The sequence below is a fragment of the Streptomyces melanogenes genome, assembly GCF_014649795.1.
GTDB lineage: Bacteria > Actinomycetota > Actinomycetes > Streptomycetales > Streptomycetaceae > Streptomyces > Streptomyces noboritoensis.
Genome location: NZ_BMTS01000021.1, coordinates 80,274 through 96,685, shown reverse-complemented (window position 1 = coordinate 96,685; position 16,412 = coordinate 80,274). Strand labels below are relative to the sequence as shown.

Genomic DNA, 16,412 nt, shown 5'->3' with positions numbered 1-16,412 from the left:
TGTCGGCTCGCAGACGGCGACCAGGGATCATCGCCTTGTCTGTGGCGCTGATCGCCACGGGAGGCGCCGGCGTTGCCGTCCTACTGCTTCAGGTCGGTCACCGCACCGACGTGGTAACCGTGGTCCGCGACGTCCAGGTCGGCCAGGTCCTCACCGAGACAGACCTCGGCAAGGCGTCCGTCGCCCTGGACCCGGCCGTCAAGGCCGTGCGCGCCGACGATCTGAAGTCGGTGGTGGGCAAGCGAGCTGCAGTGGAACTCAAGCCCGGCTCCCTGCTCGCCCCCACACAGGTCACGAAGGACTCCCTGGTGCAGGCCGGCGAGCAGTTGGTGCCGATCGGCCTGGAGCCCAAGCAGATCCCGGCCACCGCTCTCGTGCCAGGACAGAAGGTTCAGCTGGTCCATGTCCCGGCCCAGGGCTCCGCTGACACGGGCAAGGCGTCGGATGCCGCTCCGAAGACCATCGACGGCCGAGTCGTGAAGGCCTCTGGCGCCGCCCCCGGCACCGGGATCGTGGTGGTCGACGTCGCCACCTCCGCTGCCTACGGCCCCACGGCCGCCGCATGGGAGGCGGCCGGTGCGCTGCGCCTGGTCCTGGCTGCTCCGGACGGCCGCTGATGGCTGTGATCGCGCTCGCAGGCTGCAGCGGAGCACCCGGCGTGACCACGAGCGCCCTCGCCCTGCTCCTGTCGTGGCCGCTTGCAGCGGACCGCAAGATGATCCTCGCGGAGTGCGACCCGGACGGCGGAGCCGTGCTGCACGGCCTGCTGCAAGGCACGCTCGGCGACCGGTACGGGCTGCGCAACCTCTCCGTCGCCGCCCGCAAGGGCGAGTTCAGCGACGCCTTCTGGCGGCAGCTGATCGACCTGAGCAGTGACGACGGCACGCAAGCGTCGCCGCGTGATCGGCTGCTGCTGCCCGGTGTCACCGACCCTTCACAGGCGGCGAGCCTGGTCTCGGTCTGGAAGATGCTGATGCAGATGTTCCGCGGCATCGAGGCAGAAAGCGGCCACGACGTCCTCATCGACCTGGGCCGGAGAGGGGCGTACGGGCCCTCCGCGGTCATGGTGGAGCAGGCCGACGCCGTGTTCGTGGTGGTCCGCAACACGCTCCGCTGCCTGCAGGCGGCGGAGGGCCGGGTACGCGCGCTGGAGGAGTCCGTCGGTGACATCAGTGTGCTGATGATCAACGAGGGCCCGTATCCCGCAGGCGAAGTACAGCGCGTTCTGCAGGTGCCCGTGATCGCCACCCTTCCGTACGCGCCGAAGGACGCCCGTGTGCTGTCCGACGGAGCCGAGCAGCCACGCCACTTCACCCGCTCGTCCCTGATGAAGGCCGCAGCGACGGGCAGCACGTTGCTGGCTCAGCACGCCGCCAGGCGCCGGGCCCGCCTCGATCCACGCGGCCTCGGTGCGGCAGGCGGGGAAGTGACCCATGCACGCTAGGCCCCTGCACCCCGACCCCACGGTGGCACCGCTGCCCCACGCCACGCGGCAGCAGGCCAACGGCACGCCTGCACCTGCCAGTGCTGCCTCGAGTGCACTTGTGCTCGGCACGACAGCTCCCCGGGCCACCGTCCCCTACCAAACGGCCCGCACCATTGCCTCCCAGGTCGCCAAACAGCGCGAGGAACTGCTCAAAACCACGCCGGGCATGGACCGGGCCAGCGAAGAGCAGCGCTGCCTGGAGTGGATCAACGAGGCCGTCGCGCTGTGGTCTGACGCCCAAGCGATGGCGCCGCAGGAGGATGAAGCGCTGCGCCGGGCCGTCTATGACCTGTTGTTCAGAGCGGGACGCCTGCAGCCGTACCTGGACGATGAGCGGGTGGAGGACATCATCATCCAGGGCCCGGATGAGGTGTGGCTCGACTACGGCGACGGCAAGCGCCACCGGGTCGGACCGATTGCCGACTCCGAGGAGGAGTTGCTCGAGCTGCTGCGGGAGTTGGCCCGTGGCTCCGGGCACAGCGAGCGCACCATCTCCACCGCGAGCCCCACTCTCGCCCTCTCCCTGCAGGACGGCTCCCGTCTCCAGGCCATCACCGGGCTCGGTCCGATGACCTACGCGGTGATCCGTCGGCATCGAGTCGCCCACGCCGGTCTCGACGACCTCGTACAGCTGGGCACCATCGACTCGGTCCTGCGGGAATTCCTCGGCGCATGCGTCCGCGCCGAGAAGAATGTGATGATCGCGGGGAAGCAGAAGGCCGGGAAGACCACGCTGCTGCGGGCAATGCTCCGCGAGTTCGACCCGGAGTGCCGCTTCGCCACCATCCAGACCGAGGACGAGCTGTTCGCCCACGCCAACGGCTACCACCGCCAGGTGGTCTCCCTGGTGGGCCGTGAGTCCAACGGCGAGAAGGACGCCGCAGGGCGCGGCGCCGGTGAGGTGACGCTCCTGGACCTGATGCATCCCGCGCTGCGGATGTCGCTGGACCGGATCGTGGTCGGCGAGGTCCGCGGCCCGGAAGTCGTCGCGATGATGCAGGCGTTGACGAACGGGTCGGGCGGCAACCTGTGCACCATCCACGCCCGGCGCGCCGGCATCGTCTTCGACCGGATCGCCGAGCTGTACGCGCTGGCCCAGGAGAACCTGTCCGAGCAGCTCGCCTACCGGCAGACCGCCAACGGCCTGGACTTCGTGGTCTTCGTCGACATGACCGATGAGACACAGATCGGCGGCCGTCGCCACCGCTACGTCTCCCACGTCCTGGAGCTGACCGGGATCGGTGAGAACGGCCGGCCCGCCACGAACGAGATCTTCTCCCCCGGCACCGAGTTCGGCGAGCTGCGGGCGGTGCCGCGGATGGACCCCGGCTGCATCGACGACCTGCGCCGCGTCGGCTTCGACTCCAGCCTCCTGCAGCAGCCCTACGGGGCGTGGAGCGCACCACTGGCACTGAAGGTAGGGGTGCGCCGATGACGCTGACGTTTGTGTGGGCCCTGTTGAGCGGCATGGCCGTCGTCGGCGGCCTGGTCGGCATCGTGGCGGGCTTCGTCGGGACCGCGGCGCCGCGCCGGGCCCCGCTGCGCCGCCGGTGGCAGGCCCTGCGCGGCGGCGGGAACGAGAGTGCCCGGATGCGGCAGGGCACGCTGGCGGCTGGCGCCTTCGTGGTGTTCGCGGGCGTGTGGCTGGTCTCCGGGAACTTCGTCGGCGCCCTGCTCCTGGGTGCCGCGGTCATTGGCGTGCCGTGGCTGATCACCCCGGCGCAGCTGGCCAAGGAACGCATCGGCCAGTTGGAAGCGCTGAGCGAGTGGACGCAGCGCCTGGCCGGCCTGCTGCGTCTGGGCATGGGTCTGGAGCAGGCGATGATGACCAGCCGCCAAGGGGCGCCCGAGGAGCTGGCGCCGCAGATCACCGCTCTGTCCGACCGGCTGCGTCTGGGCTGGCGCCCGGAGCAGGCGCTGAGGGCGTTCGCCGGGGAACTCGACGACGTCACCTCGGACAAGGTTGTCGCCGCGCTGATCCTGTCGGTCAACGACCGGGGCCCGGGCCTGGCGCAGGCACTGGAGGACCTGGCAGGCACGGTCCGCGACGAAGTCGCCCGCAAACGCTCCATCGAGGCAGACAGGGCGAAGCCACGCACCACGGTGCGGTGGATGACGATCATCACCGTGGGCGTCGTCATCGGCGGGTTCCTCGTACCGTCCTATACGAGGCCGTACACCACGCTGCTGGGGCAGCTGGTGCTGGCGTTCTTGGTGGCCGGGTTTGTCGCCACACTTGCGCTGATGCGGCAGCTGAGCGCCTTCCGTCGCATCCCGCGTTTCCTGATCAGCGACCCCACGAGCACCGTCCGGCTGCCTGCGCCCGCGCCGGAGCCGGACCTGCCCGTCGCCGAGCCGGCAGGAGCTGAGCGGTGAACCTGCTTCCCGTTGTTCTGACCGGCGGCACGATCGGCGCCGGCGTGGCGCTGCTGATCCGGGAACTTCTCCTGCCTCAGCCCGCGTTGGCACCGGCCCTGAAACGCACTGCCCCCGCTGCGTTGGCGATGCCCGAGCCGCACCTGGAGCGCGAGGAGGTCTGGGGCCGGTGGCTCCTGGCCCGCCTGGAGCGCATTCCGGGCGTGCGGGTCCCCACGACGAATCTGGCCCTGCTCGGACTGGGCCCGGGCCAGTTCATGCTGAAGAAGACCGCGCTCGGCGGGCTGGGTCTGCTCTGCCCGGTGATCGCGACGGTTCCATGGATCATCGCGGGTGTGGGCCTGCCGTTCTATGTGCCCGCAGGCGTCGGGCTCCTCGTCGCGGCCCTGCTGTTCATCACACCCGACCTGGCGGTGCGGGACCAGGCCAAACGGGCACGGGAGGAGTTCGCCCACGCCCTGTCCGCCTACCTGGACCTGGTCGCGCTCAAGCGGGCCGCCGATGCCGGGCCCGCCGAGGCACTGGAGAAGGCCGCCGCCGTCGGTGAGGGCTGGCCTTTCCTCTTCCTGCAGGGCGCGCTGCGCCGGGCCCGCCTGGAGAAGATCCCGCCGTATCAGGCGCTCTCGGAACTGGCCGCGCAGTACCACCTGCCTGTCCTGGACGACGTCGCCGACATCATGCGCGGCTCAGCGACCGACGGTGCCGCCGTCTACAAGGCACTGCGGGCCCGCACCGCCGCCCTCAACGCCGAACTGCTCGCCGATCAGGGAGCCGAAGCCAACGCGGCCAGCGAGAAGATGACCGCCCCGGGGGCCCTCTTGGCCGTCTTGGTGATGCTGCTGATGGCCTTCCCCGCGGTGATCCGCATGCTCACCGTCTGAGCCTCCCCCTCATTCAACACACCGAAAGGCAGGGAACGGAACCATGACGCACCTCGCAGCCCGCAGCCGCCGTGCTGTGCTCCAGCTCACCGCACGCGTACGCGAGCGCCTTCAGGAAGCTGCGCGCCGGCCGGACCGGGGCGACATCTCGATTACGACCGTCATCATCTGGGTGGCCGCCGTCACCGGTGCTGTCCTGATCGCCGGGACCATCGCCGTCGTGATCGCCAAGTACAACGGCAAAATCGGCGGCCTGTGATGCACCCGCCCGCCCGGCTGACGCAATGGTGGCAGGGGCGACGGTGGCGCGACGACCGTGGGGACACCAGCATCCAGATGGCGATCGTCTTCCCCGTCGTGCTGCTCGCCACCGTCGCCGTCATCCAGGCCTCCATGTGGTACTACGCCCGCCAGATCGCCCTGACCGCCGCCCGCGAGGGCCTCACCGCCGCCCGCGCCTACCAGTCGACCCCAGCCGACGGTGCGGCCCAGGCACGGACCGTGCTGGGGCGCACCGCTGGTGACAGCCTGCGCGGCTACAGCATCGCGGCCAGCAGCGACGGGCAGCGCGTGCGGGTGCGGGTGTCCGGAACGGCCCTGTCGATGATTCCAGGAGTGCCTGGTCTGCACATCAGGCAGTCGGCATCCGGGCCAGTGGAGCGCTGGACGGTCCCGGGGAGGTGAATCACGTGCGAGTGGTTGCCCGTTGTGCGCGCAGAGGCGGATTTCGCGGTGATGAAGGCAGTGCCGCGATTGAGGCGGCCATCATCCTCCCGTCGCTGATCATGTTCCTGTGCCTGGCGATCGCGGGCGGCCGGATCGTCACCTCCGGCGCGAAAATCGACGCCGCGGCCCAGGACGCGGCGAGGGAGGCATCCATCCACCGCACGATGGCCGCCGCTCAGAGCGCCGCGCAATCCGCGGCCGCCGAATCCCTGGACGACCAGGGCATCACGTGCGCGTCGACCGACGTCACCGTCAACACCGGTGGTCTCGCCGTGCCCGTGGGGCAAGTCGGCACCGTCACCGTGACCGTGACCTGCACCGTCAATCTGTCCGACCTCCTGCTGCCCGGCGTGCCAGGAGCCAAGACGATCACGTCGACGGCGACCTCCGTGGTGGACCGGTACCGACAGAGAGCTGCCTGATGATGTTGCGTCGGTTCCTGCAGACACGGTGCGACGATCGCGGAGGCGTCACTGTGTTCGTTGCCGTGTGCGTCGTCGCGCTGATCGGCATCATCGGCCTGGCCGTCGACGGCGGCAGCAAGATGCGCGCCACCGAACGCGCCGACTACATCGCCGGTGAAGCCGCCCGGGCCGGCGGACAGGCCATCGACCCCACCGGCGCCATCAACGGCACCGCGATTGCCGTCGATCCGCAGGCGGCAGCCGCCGCCGCACAGGCCTACCTGAACTCTGCCGGCGCCACCGGCACCGTCAGCGTCTCCGGGAACGGCCAGACGCTGAATGTCACGGTCACCGGCTCCTACAGCACGAAATTCCTGCCCGTGGTCGGGATCGGCTCCTTGTCGGTGACCGGCCACGGCAAGGCCACCCTCCTTCATGGCGTCACCGCCCCCCAAGGAAACTGATGCACTCCACCACCCGCTCCGCAGCCGCCGGCCGCACCCTGGCACGGGTCCTGTCGGCCGTGCTCAGTCTCTTGGTCCTGACGGTGGTAGTCGCAGGGCTGCCGCTGCTGCTGGCCTGGGCTACCCCGGTCATCTGGGCTGCCACCCACGGCGACCTTGCCCACCTCCTGGACCGGCAGGACACCGGCGGCCTGTTCGTGCTCGTGCTCGTGCTCGTGGCCTGGGTCGGGTGGGCGCAGTTCACGTTCTGCGCCGCACGCGAGCTGATCGCGCAGGTACGCGGCCGGACCTGGCATGCCCCACGTGGGATGGGCGCCCCGCAGCGCGCCGCAGCCCTCCTGATCGGCAGCATCCTGGTGCTGCTGCCCACGAGCTCGGCCCTGGCCTTCGATGCACAGGCCGCACCGGCCACCATGTCGAGCCTGCTGCCCGGCCAGGCAGACCGGGCCCCGCAGGCCGCCGACGCCGACCCGGTCTCCCCCACCCCCGTGGCTGGCACACCGGCGCCGCCCACGTACACCGTGCGCGAGACGCGGCCGGCGGAGAGCCTGTGGGGCATCGCCGAGCGCGAGCTGGGAGAGGGCGAGCGGTGGCGGGAGATCGCGAGCCTGAACGAAGGCCGCCCCATGGCCGACGGCACAGTCTTTCGCGCGAACAGCTTTCTGCAGCCCGGCTGGCAGCTGAGGATGCCCGCGACCACCGCCGTTCCAGGAGGCGTCCGTACGCAGCTAGGTGACGGATCCGCGGCTGTCTCCGAGGACCCCGAGCATGTCGTCACGGTCCACTCGGGCGACTACTTGTCGAAGATCGCGCAAGCAGAACTCGGCGACGGCGACAAGTGGCCCGAGCTGTTCGAGGCCAGTCAGGACAAGCCGCAGCCGCACGGCCTGCCCACGATCACCGACCCCGACAGGGTCTACGCGGGGCAGCAGGTCACCGTGCCCGGCGCCCGCCCCGCGCATCCCCATCCGCCGCAGCACGACGACGGCGAAGCTCCGGGCAGGCAGGACACCACTGCCCCAACGCCGAAGACGCCCGGCGCCAAGCAGACGCCGGGCGGTGACGCGCGGGATGCGCCGGCTCCGGGCCGCAGCATGGCGCCCGCGCCAACGTCGCCGGCCCCCAGCGCAGCGAGCCGCCGTCCCGCCGAGCCGCCCCGAGAGGAACAGAGCCCCCCGTCCACTGCTCCTTCAGGAAGGCCGCAGCCGGGCAGCAGCAGCGCCTCCAGCGCCGCCTCTGCGTCAGCGTCGGCGGAGCCGTCCAGTTCCACGGCCTCCTCCCCCGCCGCCACGGCGTCACAGACACCGGTGTCGCGGTCCGACGGCCTGCTGAACCTGCGCACGGTCCTGGGGGCTGGCGCCCTGCTGGCGGCCGCTATCACCGGTGCTCTTGCCCTGCGCCGTACGCTGCAGCGCCGCCGCCGCAAGCCCGGCGAGACGATCGCCATCGCGTCGCAGACGTCCATGGCCGAGGCCCAGTTGGCGGCGGCCGCCGAGCCGGGCGGCGCTGCCTGCCTGGACGTGGCCCTGCGCACCCTGGCACACCAGGCGGCTCGGGAGAAGGACGCGATCCTGCCTCCACTGCGGGCTGCCCGGATCGGTGCCCGCGCGGTGGAGGTGTTGCCCGAGGATCTCGCCCAGGATCCCGCGGCGCCCTTCGTCGCCGGGCAGGACGGATGGTGGGCCCTGCCCTGTGATGCCGTCCTCCTGGAGGAAGAGGACACCCACGAGGTGCCGGCACCGTACCCGGGGCTGGTCACGATCGGCAGCACCGAGACGGGAGACCTCCTGCTGCTCAACCTCGCGCAGCTGCCCGCGCTGCTGCTCGACGGCAACCCGCTCCACATCACCGAGGTCTGCACCTCCCTCGCCCTGGAACTCGGCATGAGCCCGTGGGCAAGCGAAGCCGAGGTCGTCACCGTGGGGTTCGGTGAGGACTTGCCGCACCTGCTGCCCACCACGCGGATCGCCCACATGCGCCAGCCCGCCCACGCGCTGCGCGATCTGGGCGAACGCCTGCTGGAAGCCCATCAGATGCCCGAAACCCAGCACCAGCCGTATCTCCTGCTGTGCGCCTCCGCCCTGGATGAGGACACGGCCTGGCAATTCGCCGACCTCATCGGCCGGGCAGGGACAGTGCCGGTCACGCTGATCGCCCCGGCGAGCACGGCGGCCGCGTCCTTCCCCGAGGCCGAGATCCTCAACGCCTCCCTCCACGAACCGCAGCACCTCGACGCCGCCAGCACCAGCATCACGGTGCAGCGCCTGGAGCACGCCGCCTACGTGCAGATCACCACAGCCCTGAAGGTGTCCGGGCAGCCGTCCCACCCGGCCGAGGGACCCTGGCAGAACGTCCCGGACGAGCTCGACACGATGCCGGAGCCCGAGCAGGCAGCGGCGCACGAGGAATCCACCGCGCCCGCCTCCGCTTCACCCCCGTCGCCTGCGGCGGCTACGGATGTGAGCGGCGAGGTCTTCCCGGCCCTGCTCGCCGCCAGCACCGATCCCGCCGGGCTTCGTCTCCTCTCCCCCTCCGCCCCCTCGGCCGGGCCCGACAACACCTCGGGCCCGGGCAGCAAGACAGCGGAACCGCCGGCTGCGACGCCCCCGGCCGCTGCGGCCTCCGCCGACGCGGCACAGGCCGGCACTGCTGACGGCCCGGGGGACGCAGTCACGGAGCCCACAGTCCTGACAGGAGAAGACGCCGAGGCGCAGGACCTGCACGCTCCGGAGATCCGGGTCCTGGGGCCGGTCGAGGTGACGGGCGTGGACAGCACCGGCCACGGCCCGCGGATCTCCCAGTTGGCCGCTTTGTTGTACTTCCGGCCCGGGCGCCATGCAGATGCCCTGTGTGTGGACATGGACCCCCTCAGCCCGTGGTCAACCAGCACCCTCAACGCGCGGATGCGGGGCCTGCGCAGCTCCCTGGGCAGCGACTCGTCCGGAACCCCCTATGTGCCACGCCGCAAGTCGGGTACAGACCCCTACCAGCTCGCGGCCGGCGTGCGCTGCGACTGGACCCGCTTCCTCCAGCTCGTCGAGCGCGCACTGCCACTGGGCCCATCCGGCCTCGCGGACCTGGAAAAGGCGCTGACTCTGGTGCGCGGCAGGCCCTTCGGCGGCCGGCCCCTGCCGTGGGCCGAGCCCTACCAGCAGGAAATGATCACGCGGATCATCGACGTCGCGCACGCCGTGGCCACCTACCGCATCCCTCGCGGCCCCCAGCACGACCTCAGCGCCGCGCGCCAGGCCGTCGCGACCGGACTCGATGTAGACGACTCGGCAGAGCTGTTGTACCGAGACTGGATGCGGCTCGAGGCCGCACGCAAAAACCGCTCTGGGCTGCACACCGCCATCACCCGCGTGCAACAAGTCAACCGGGCTCTTGACTGCTCGCTCGAGATGGAGACCACGCAACTCATCGACGAGCTCCTCAACGGCCCGGGCTCGGCGGCACGCAAGGCCTTGTAGATAGTGGTGCGTCCAGCTGTGCTGTCGCATGAGGTTGGTGGCGCGGCCGCGGTCACTGAGCCTTCCTCCGTCAGCGCGTGATGGTGCTCGCGCCCACGCCCGTTCGTGCCGCCGTTTCCCGGCTCGGCAAGCTCCGCGTCGCGTCGATCGCCGCTGCCATCGATGCGAATCCAGCGGCAATCGCCTTGGCCACCAGAAGCCGCGTGAGGGTGGTCGGCATGACGGATCGGGATCGGTTGGGGCGGGTCACTTCGCGTTAGGTCTGCCTCTCTCGGTGATGGGTACCGCAAGACAGCCGTGCGCGTCGGCTGCGCAATGGGAATCACGGCTGCGCAATGCTGCGCTGACCTGCGATTTCTCTCGATTGCGCAACCCGGGGCGCGGACGGGCAGGACACGGCTGTTCACTGCTGTGACTGCGCGTGGTGATGGATCAGTGCTTGCCAGCGCCGCTCGAAGTCGGCGGCCTGCTCGGCGATGTAGTCGGTAGTCAGTGGTTTGTTGTGCTGCGCGGTGATCCCATGGGCTGCGCACTCCTGCGCAATCGCGTCGTCGGGCGGAGTCTCGTTGCGCACTCGATGTTCGGCCCAGATGTTGTAGACACGGAACGGCAGCAGGTAGCGGCGCAGGGTAGACGGGCTAACCGGCTTTCCGCCGCGGCCGTTCATGCCCTTCTCGCTCGCAAGGTAGGCGGAGAGCTGCTCGGCTTTGGGTTCCTCGCCGTGCCTCGTCTGGTACTCCGTCCAGGCGAGGTAGTAGCGGTCGACGGTGGTGAGCGGGGCGGGCTCGCCCATCGCGTCGTGCTCGTTCAGCACGTCGTCGATGGTGGCGCTCACCCTGGGACTCGGTTTGTCCTTGGCGGGGTGCGTGCCCGCGCCGACCGGTGTCTCCTCGGGCTCCTCTTCGTCCAGGAGGGGATCGACGGAAGGCTCCTGCGCGGCGGTTTTGGCGGCGTGCCCGTCACTGGGGGGCTCCGCCTCGTCGGACTCGCGTTGCCGGAAGGTGGAGACGAAGTACTCCAGGTCTTCGCCCGTGACGGGCTGCCCGTGGGCGCTGGTGATCTGGTCCCGCTCGTAGAGGTACGAGGCGAGGGCTGCGGCATCGGGGTAGGCCCCGTACTCTCGCGCATACGCGAGCCAGGCGTCGTAGAAGTAGTCACCCCATCCCGCGTCTGCTTCGTGCGAGGCCTGGGGGGCGGTCCCGTCGTCAGCTGAGCGGGTGTGACGGTGCTTAAGGATCCGCAGCAGAGGTTCGATTAGCTCGTCAGCCAGTGGCGCACCGGCCGCAGAGGCGATGCCGTACTGGTCTTGGAGCCAGGCAGCGAACTGCGCGTTCGTGGGCTCGGACCCTGATCCGGCCACCCAGCCCTCATAGGCGTCAGCCAGACGTCGGGAGGTCGTGTGGTGTCCGAGGTCCTGCAGCTGCTCAAGGCTCGTGGTTCGCACCTGCTCCACCGGCTCGGCCTCCGCATCGCTCACCCGGGCCAGCTCCTCCTCTCGGCCGATGGCGACCTCGAGTTGGGGGCTCTGCCGCTGCGCCGGAACCGGGGCCCTCTCGGCGGTGAAAAGAATCGGCGGCTCGTCAATGCCTGCGGCGGCCAAGCCGGCCGGGGCCGTCTCGGCCAGGGGGATGCCGTAGCGGGCCAGGCGGAGCGGCATGAGCGACTCCACCGGGGCCTTGCGACGCCAGGCGCGGCCGAATCGGGAGTGGAGGTTCGCCTGGTAGACCAGGCGCTCCTGTTCGAGCCTGATGACCTGGTCGTAGGAACGCAGTTCCCACAGTTTCATGCGGCGCCACAGAAGGAAGGTGGGGATCGGTGACAGCAGCCAGCGGGTGAGGCGGACGCCTTCCATGTGTTTGTCGGCGGTGATGTCCGCGATGCGGCCGAAAGCGTGGCGGGCGGCCTCGACGGCGACGACGAACAGCACCGGAATCACGGCGTGCATGCCGACGCCGAGCGGGTCGGGCCAGGCGGCCGCGCTGTTGAACGCGATCGTGGCGGCGGTCAGCAGCCACGCGGTCTGCCGCAGCAGCGGGAAGGGGATGCGGATCCAGGTCAGCAGCAGGTCGAGCGCGAGGAGCACACAGATGCCCGCATCGATGCCGATCGGGAAGACGAGGGAGAAAGCGCCGAACCCCTTCTTCTCCGCGAGCGCGCGCACCGCCGCGTAAGAACCCGCGAACCCGATCCCGGCAATGATGACGGCGCCAGCCACGACCATACCGACGAGGATCCGATGTCCTCGGGTTAGTTGAGGCGTCCCGCCCGTCCCCGCCGTCACGTCCCACTCCCCTATCCACGACTCACAACTGAGCTGTCTTCACACTCCCACGAGCCGCCCAGCGTTGCGATGTTCGCGAGGAGGCCCATCGCAGATCGTGAGGGAATAGTGATCACTTGCGCGCTCTGTCCATGCCGGGCCGTGGGCTCACCATCTTTACGGCGTAAAGAACCGGCCCTCAGAGCCAAGGGCTTCGAGGGCCGGTTCGGGGCGTCTTTACGCCGTAAAGAACTCATCGGTAGAGCTTCATCTGCCGACCGATCTTCGTGTAGGCCTTGGCTGATGGAGCGTTAGGGCTGTACAGGGTGACGGGCTGGCCGGCCGTGTAGGCCTCCGGGACCTTGACGTCGTCTCGGACGGTCTCCAGGACGATGTCTCCGTAGGCTTCTCGGAGCTGCTGCTCCATGTCCTTGTAGACCTTGCCCTGAGACTTGTGCTCGACGCCTTCGGTGATGACGACCCAGTCGATGCCTGTCGGCATGCCCGTATGGCCGTACGCCTCTGCCACCTCGGCGATCTTGTCCTCGAGCTCGGTGAGGCCGCGTGCTTCCTTTTCCTGGGACTTGGTGCAGCCGACGACCTCGTCGCTGGCGATGATGGCTCCTATGGTCCCCAACTTTACGTCGCCTGAGCAGTCGAGGGCGATGACGTCGAACCGGCCTCGCAACTGCCCAATCATCCGGTAGAGCCACAGCTCACGCGCGGTTTCGTTCGCGAGCTTGAACTCCAGGTGTTCCAGCTTCTTGGATTCGAGCACGACCCAGAGGTTGTCGATGACTTCCTTGGTCTTGGTGTCCCGTGCGGGCACGACGGCTTCCGGCAGCGTGACAAGCTTGTCGACCACGTCGTACAGAGTCGGAAGGTCTTCGTCTCCGTCGGGGTCGTCGTAGCCAAGTAGGCGTGAGCCGTCACGCTGCTTGTCCAGGCCGATGTAGCAGACCTTCCTCTTCTTCTTGGCTGCGGCGTAGGCGACGGCTGCGGCGGTGGTGGACTTCCCGGAACCGGCGGAGCCGTTGGTGAAGACCAGTACGCGGGTCTTGAGTCCCGTGTCGTCGGGAAGCATGGGGGTGTCTGTGGGCACGAGGTTCTCCGTGGTTACGCCGTGAGGGCGGGTTCGTCGTCGGCTGCCTGGTACTCGGCGTGCGTCGCGAGCCAGTCCAGGTAGGCGTCGGTGTGCGAGGCATCCATGCCGCTGGTCTGGGTGGTGTGGAGTTCACAGTGGGCGAGGGAGAGCGCGAGGGCGGCTCGCCGCTGGCGTTCGGTGCCCTCGTCTCCGGGCAGGGACGGCAGGTGCAGAGCCGAGGCGCCGCTCCCTGCTCCGGTCAGCCAGGTCGAGGCGAGCGCCAACGCCTTATCGGGGTCGGCGAGGGACTGCAGGGCGATGATGTGCAGCCGGGAGGCGTCCCCCTCAAAGGTTGTTACGGCCAGAGCACACGCTTCACGGCGCGCCTTCACGCCGTCACTCAAGCCTGCCGACGGCGTGGAGCCGTCCCCCTGCACGGGAATCCTCTTCGCTGCCTTGCTGGCACCGTCGGACTTCCCCTTCGAGGCGTTCTCCGACTTGGGGCCCGCCGCCCGGTCAGCGGCCAGCGCCTGCTCTGCCTTCCAGGCACGCAATTGCTGCTCGGAGTCTCTGATCTTGCCAAGCTCGCGAGCCAGCTCGATCGTCATGCCCTCAGCGCGCTCTTCGAGGGCTTGACGGACCTCGGGCTGCAGGTGATGCAGGCGCCGCCGCTGCGAGACCCATCCCGCGCTCTTGCCGAGGGACTGGGCAACAGCATCGTACGTGCCGAGTTCAGCCTTCAGCTCTTCGATCGTGGCCAACTCTTCGAACGGCTTGAGCTCCTGGCGCGCGAAGTTCTCCGTTGCCGCCGCGACCAGAATGGCCTTGCGGGTCAACGCCTTCCTATTCACATGGGCGGGCAACTTCTCCAGGCCCGCGAGTCGCGCGGCCGCCAGGCGACGGTTGCCACCGATGACGACGTACCGCTCGTCGCCGATCTCGTGCGCGTTCTCGGGGAACGCGTTCGTGAAGACGCCGGCAGGGATCACGACGACGGGCTGCAGGACGCCGCTCTCGGCGTAGGTCTGCGCGAGCTCCTCAAGGTTCTCAAGCTCCGCGCGAGCGTTGCGCGGGTTGTTGGCGAGCTGAGCAAGAGGGATTTCAGGTCCTGTTGATGCGCCTGCCTTCGCGGCCTCGGCCTGCCGGCGCTCCTCTTCTCGCGCTCTGCGTCGCTCCGCTACGGACAACTCGTTCTGGGCGCCGGCCATTCACCGCTCCTGATGGGTCTCGTGCAAGGTTCTCGGGGTGGAGCTTAACGAGCAGCTCGGCTCGCCATCCGCAGACCCCACTTCTTTACGCCGTAAAGAACGCGCGACCCCCCTCGATCCGGCGGAGGGTGCACCCTGCGCTCCATCAGGCCTGACTTCAGGTGACCACGGCTAGGCGGGGGTGCCCGGAACTTGCCACTCACCCTGGTTCCGGCAATGAGGCGTGAGAGGATCCGTGCGAGCCTTCCCGCATCCGTGGCTCGGGAGGGGCACTCTCCACGCCTCGAACGCGGCGGGGATCTGCAGGATGAGAGGCGCCGACTGCGGTGCAGGGAACGCACTACTCAACGAGGGACAAGCTGAGACATGCTGCTCGTAGCAGCATCTGCCGGGCGCCCGTCTTTACGCCGTAAAGAATGAAGGGCTTGGGTCGCCGCGCATGAGCGGGGCGATCGCCCCCAGATCGACGGGCATCTGGCTAGGACCCTGTGGGGGTCCCAGTGCGGGCGTGGCGCCACGGTCTCTTCCGTTCGCCATGTCCTCAAGCTGGCGTACTAGACACCCGGAGAGAGGTACGCGGAGCCCCCCGGCCTTTACGGCGTAAAGACCGGGGGGCATCGGCCGACGCCGATGACGGAGGCCGCATAGTGCGCGCGGCCGCCGGCGTTGGGATGACTGCCTGCTCGCTCACGCAGAACGATTCCCCCAACCGGCGGGTTCTTCGCGGCGACGTCACGCAGCACCAAGGGCCTATCCGGATTCTTTACGCCGTAAAGAGCAGATGCTCCCACACGCCACCGACGGGGCATCCAATGCGGGCCGCGCCCGACCGTGTACGTCCGATCTGTGCGGGCGTTGACGTCGATGTGCCCCTTGCCTTGGGGCGGTGACCTTTCACTCTCCGCTTCGGTTGATCTCGACACACGTCAACGACTGGAGAAACGACATGCCGACCCGAGTGCGTGCACTGGCGGCCACAGCCTTAACTGTCCTCGCCCTCGCGGGCGCCACAAGCCCGCCGACATCTGACTCGTTCCGGGATCTGCGCGCCAACTCCTGCCAGCCCCGCCCTGCGGGCGGCTGTGCCTACGGCATCGTCGTCAACTACTGGCGCAAGGCGGGATCCGCGCAGCGTCACGTGGCGTGGGTGCGCGCGTCACGAAGCCCGGTCGCCCGCGGTGCGGTGTATCGCGCCCAGTGGTCGTATCAAGAGCCGGGCCGCGTGGCCCGGGTGGGCGGAGGCTGGCGTCGAGGGGCGGTAGTCCACTCCTGGCATGAGGTCACGTGGGGGCGCGGCGGCCACACCGGACCGGCCGTCGCCCCGGGAACGCGCGTCTGCGTCCTTTTCAATTTCGGCAGCGCTAGGCAGTGCGTCGAGCTTCACTGACATTCCCTCGCGTCTCTCGACCCTGTCCAGGCCCCGCTGGGTGCAGAACGCAAAAAGGCCCAGCCCTCTTTGAGGGCTGGGCCTTCACCACGTGCGGGTGCACGCGGAGTCAGGCGGCCCAGCTCGCGGGCGCGCCTTCGTCGGGGTTGGGGAGACCCGCCGCGATCGCAAGGGCGGCCGGGTGCCGCATGGCGGTGACCGGGACCGCGCCGGGTTCGGTGGCGGGTGCCCAGATCATGCGCCAGGTGTCGTCCCACTCGCAGCCGCAGCCATAGCGAGGATGGGGATGGCGTAAGAAGACGCCCCACGTCAGGACGGCGCGTGGGATGCGGGGGATGAACTCCGATGGGTCGTCGCCGGGGTAGAGGTGGATGTTGCGCCAGCCGTGGACGCGGGCCATGTACGCGGCGGAGGCCTCGATGACGTCGGCCCAGGGCTGGTGTCCAAGCAGGAGGAACGCGGCGGGGTAGAGGCCGTCGTCGTTGGGGGCGCCGATGCCTGCGACGTGCAGGCCGCGTTGGGCAAGGAACCCGCTGTCGCCGGCGTCCCCGCCCGGGGTCCAAAGGTGTTCGGCGGGGTGCAGGGTCCCGTCGTCGCCGTCGCTGGTCTCGATCTCGTACAGGGCTGCGCTGGTCACGAGCTCACCCCCGCGACGGCGGCTTCCAG

General features: G+C 69.4%; 14 protein-coding genes and 1 pseudogene. 10 read left to right on the top strand and 5 right to left on the bottom strand.

From position 1 onward, the window contains the following. Positions 1–26 precede the first annotated feature (26 nt). Genes IE252_RS33960 through IE252_RS33915 form a run of 10 tightly spaced genes read left to right on the top strand, consistent with a single transcriptional unit; the run spans position 27 to position 9,807 of the window. Positions 27–617: an SAF domain-containing protein gene (locus tag IE252_RS33960; protein WP_229848967.1), complete on the top strand. Its 591-nt coding sequence runs from the start codon at positions 27–29 to the stop codon at positions 615–617. Next, positions 617–1,444 (top strand): CpaE/TadZ family protein, encoded by an 828-nt coding sequence (locus IE252_RS33955; protein WP_190093297.1) that lies wholly within the window; start codon positions 617–619, stop codon positions 1,442–1,444. Before IE252_RS33960 ends, IE252_RS33955 begins: the two co-directional genes overlap by 1 nt. Beyond that, positions 1,434–2,921 carry a TadA family conjugal transfer-associated ATPase gene (locus IE252_RS33950; RefSeq protein WP_190093296.1) on the top strand — a complete coding sequence of 496 codons (1,488 nt, stop codon included), beginning with the start codon at positions 1,434–1,436 and terminating at the stop codon, positions 2,919–2,921. Before IE252_RS33955 ends, IE252_RS33950 begins: the two co-directional genes overlap by 11 nt. Further along, entirely contained in the window at positions 2,918–3,862 is a 945-nt protein-coding gene (locus tag IE252_RS33945) for a type II secretion system F family protein (protein WP_373298661.1), read from the top strand. Before IE252_RS33950 ends, IE252_RS33945 begins: the two co-directional genes overlap by 4 nt. After that, a complete protein-coding gene (locus tag IE252_RS33940; RefSeq protein ID WP_190093295.1) occupies positions 3,859–4,743 on the top strand; it encodes a type II secretion system F family protein in 885 nt (294 codons plus the stop codon). The genes IE252_RS33945 and IE252_RS33940 overlap by 4 nt, the downstream gene beginning before the upstream one ends. 43 nt (positions 4,744–4,786) lie before the next feature. After that, positions 4,787–5,002, top strand: a complete 216-nt coding sequence (locus IE252_RS33935; RefSeq protein WP_190093294.1) for a hypothetical protein — start codon at positions 4,787–4,789, stop codon at positions 5,000–5,002. Continuing rightward, on the top strand, positions 5,002–5,427 hold the full coding sequence (locus IE252_RS33930; protein WP_190093293.1) for a TadE family protein: 426 nt from the start codon (positions 5,002–5,004) through the stop codon (positions 5,425–5,427). Before IE252_RS33935 ends, IE252_RS33930 begins: the two co-directional genes overlap by 1 nt. Before the next feature lie 5 nt (positions 5,428–5,432). Next, complete coding sequence (locus tag IE252_RS33925; protein WP_373298660.1) at positions 5,433–5,891, top strand: TadE family protein; 459 nt, start codon at positions 5,433–5,435, stop codon at positions 5,889–5,891. Continuing rightward, on the top strand, positions 5,891–6,337 hold the full coding sequence (locus IE252_RS33920; RefSeq protein WP_190093291.1) for a pilus assembly protein TadG-related protein: 447 nt from the start codon (positions 5,891–5,893) through the stop codon (positions 6,335–6,337). The genes IE252_RS33925 and IE252_RS33920 overlap by 1 nt, the downstream gene beginning before the upstream one ends. Next, a complete protein-coding gene (locus tag IE252_RS33915; RefSeq protein ID WP_190093290.1) occupies positions 6,337–9,807 on the top strand; it encodes a LysM peptidoglycan-binding domain-containing protein in 3,471 nt (1,156 codons plus the stop codon). Before IE252_RS33920 ends, IE252_RS33915 begins: the two co-directional genes overlap by 1 nt. Positions 9,808–9,877: 70 nt before the next feature. Here IE252_RS33915 and IE252_RS33910 read toward each other — a convergent pair whose 3' ends face one another. The 5 genes and pseudogenes from IE252_RS33910 to IE252_RS33890 form a co-directional block, all read right to left on the bottom strand. Next, a complete protein-coding gene (locus tag IE252_RS33910; RefSeq protein ID WP_190093289.1) occupies positions 9,878–10,027 on the bottom strand; it encodes a hypothetical protein in 150 nt (49 codons plus the stop codon). Between the two features lie 1,316 nt (positions 10,028–11,343). Further along, positions 11,344–12,028 (bottom strand): annotated as a pseudogene (locus tag IE252_RS33905) (DUF2637 domain-containing protein); the annotation flags it as partial. A gap of 292 nt (positions 12,029–12,320) precedes the next feature. Continuing rightward, positions 12,321–13,169 (bottom strand): ParA family protein, encoded by an 849-nt coding sequence (locus tag IE252_RS33900; RefSeq protein WP_190093288.1) that lies wholly within the window; start codon positions 13,167–13,169, stop codon positions 12,321–12,323. A 14-nt stretch (positions 13,170–13,183) separates the two neighbouring features. Next, complete coding sequence (locus IE252_RS33895; protein WP_190093287.1) at positions 13,184–14,359, bottom strand: ParB/RepB/Spo0J family partition protein; 1,176 nt, start codon at positions 14,357–14,359, stop codon at positions 13,184–13,186. A 1,496-nt stretch (positions 14,360–15,855) separates the two neighbouring features. Continuing rightward, entirely contained in the window at positions 15,856–16,383 is a 528-nt protein-coding gene (locus IE252_RS33890; RefSeq protein ID WP_190093286.1) for a hypothetical protein, read from the bottom strand. Positions 16,384–16,412 lie beyond the last annotated feature (29 nt).

Coding starts and splice junctions, on each gene's coding strand:
- IE252_RS33895 (WP_190093287.1), bottom strand. CDS start 14,359: ATGGCCGGCGCCCAGAACGAGTTGTCCGTAGCGGAGCGACGCAGAGCG.
- IE252_RS33945 (WP_373298661.1), top strand. CDS start 2,918: ATGACGCTGACGTTTGTGTGGGCCCTGTTGAGCGGCATGGCCGTCGTC.
- IE252_RS33910 (WP_190093289.1), bottom strand. CDS start 10,027: ATGCCGACCACCCTCACGCGGCTTCTGGTGGCCAAGGCGATTGCCGCT.
- IE252_RS33930 (WP_190093293.1), top strand. CDS start 5,002: ATGCACCCGCCCGCCCGGCTGACGCAATGGTGGCAGGGGCGACGGTGG.
- IE252_RS33950 (WP_190093296.1), top strand. CDS start 1,434: ATGCACGCTAGGCCCCTGCACCCCGACCCCACGGTGGCACCGCTGCCC.
- IE252_RS33915 (WP_190093290.1), top strand. CDS start 6,337: ATGCACTCCACCACCCGCTCCGCAGCCGCCGGCCGCACCCTGGCACGG.
- IE252_RS33955 (WP_190093297.1), top strand. CDS start 617: ATGGCTGTGATCGCGCTCGCAGGCTGCAGCGGAGCACCCGGCGTGACC.
- IE252_RS33935 (WP_190093294.1), top strand. CDS start 4,787: ATGACGCACCTCGCAGCCCGCAGCCGCCGTGCTGTGCTCCAGCTCACC.
- IE252_RS33920 (WP_190093291.1), top strand. CDS start 5,891: ATGATGTTGCGTCGGTTCCTGCAGACACGGTGCGACGATCGCGGAGGC.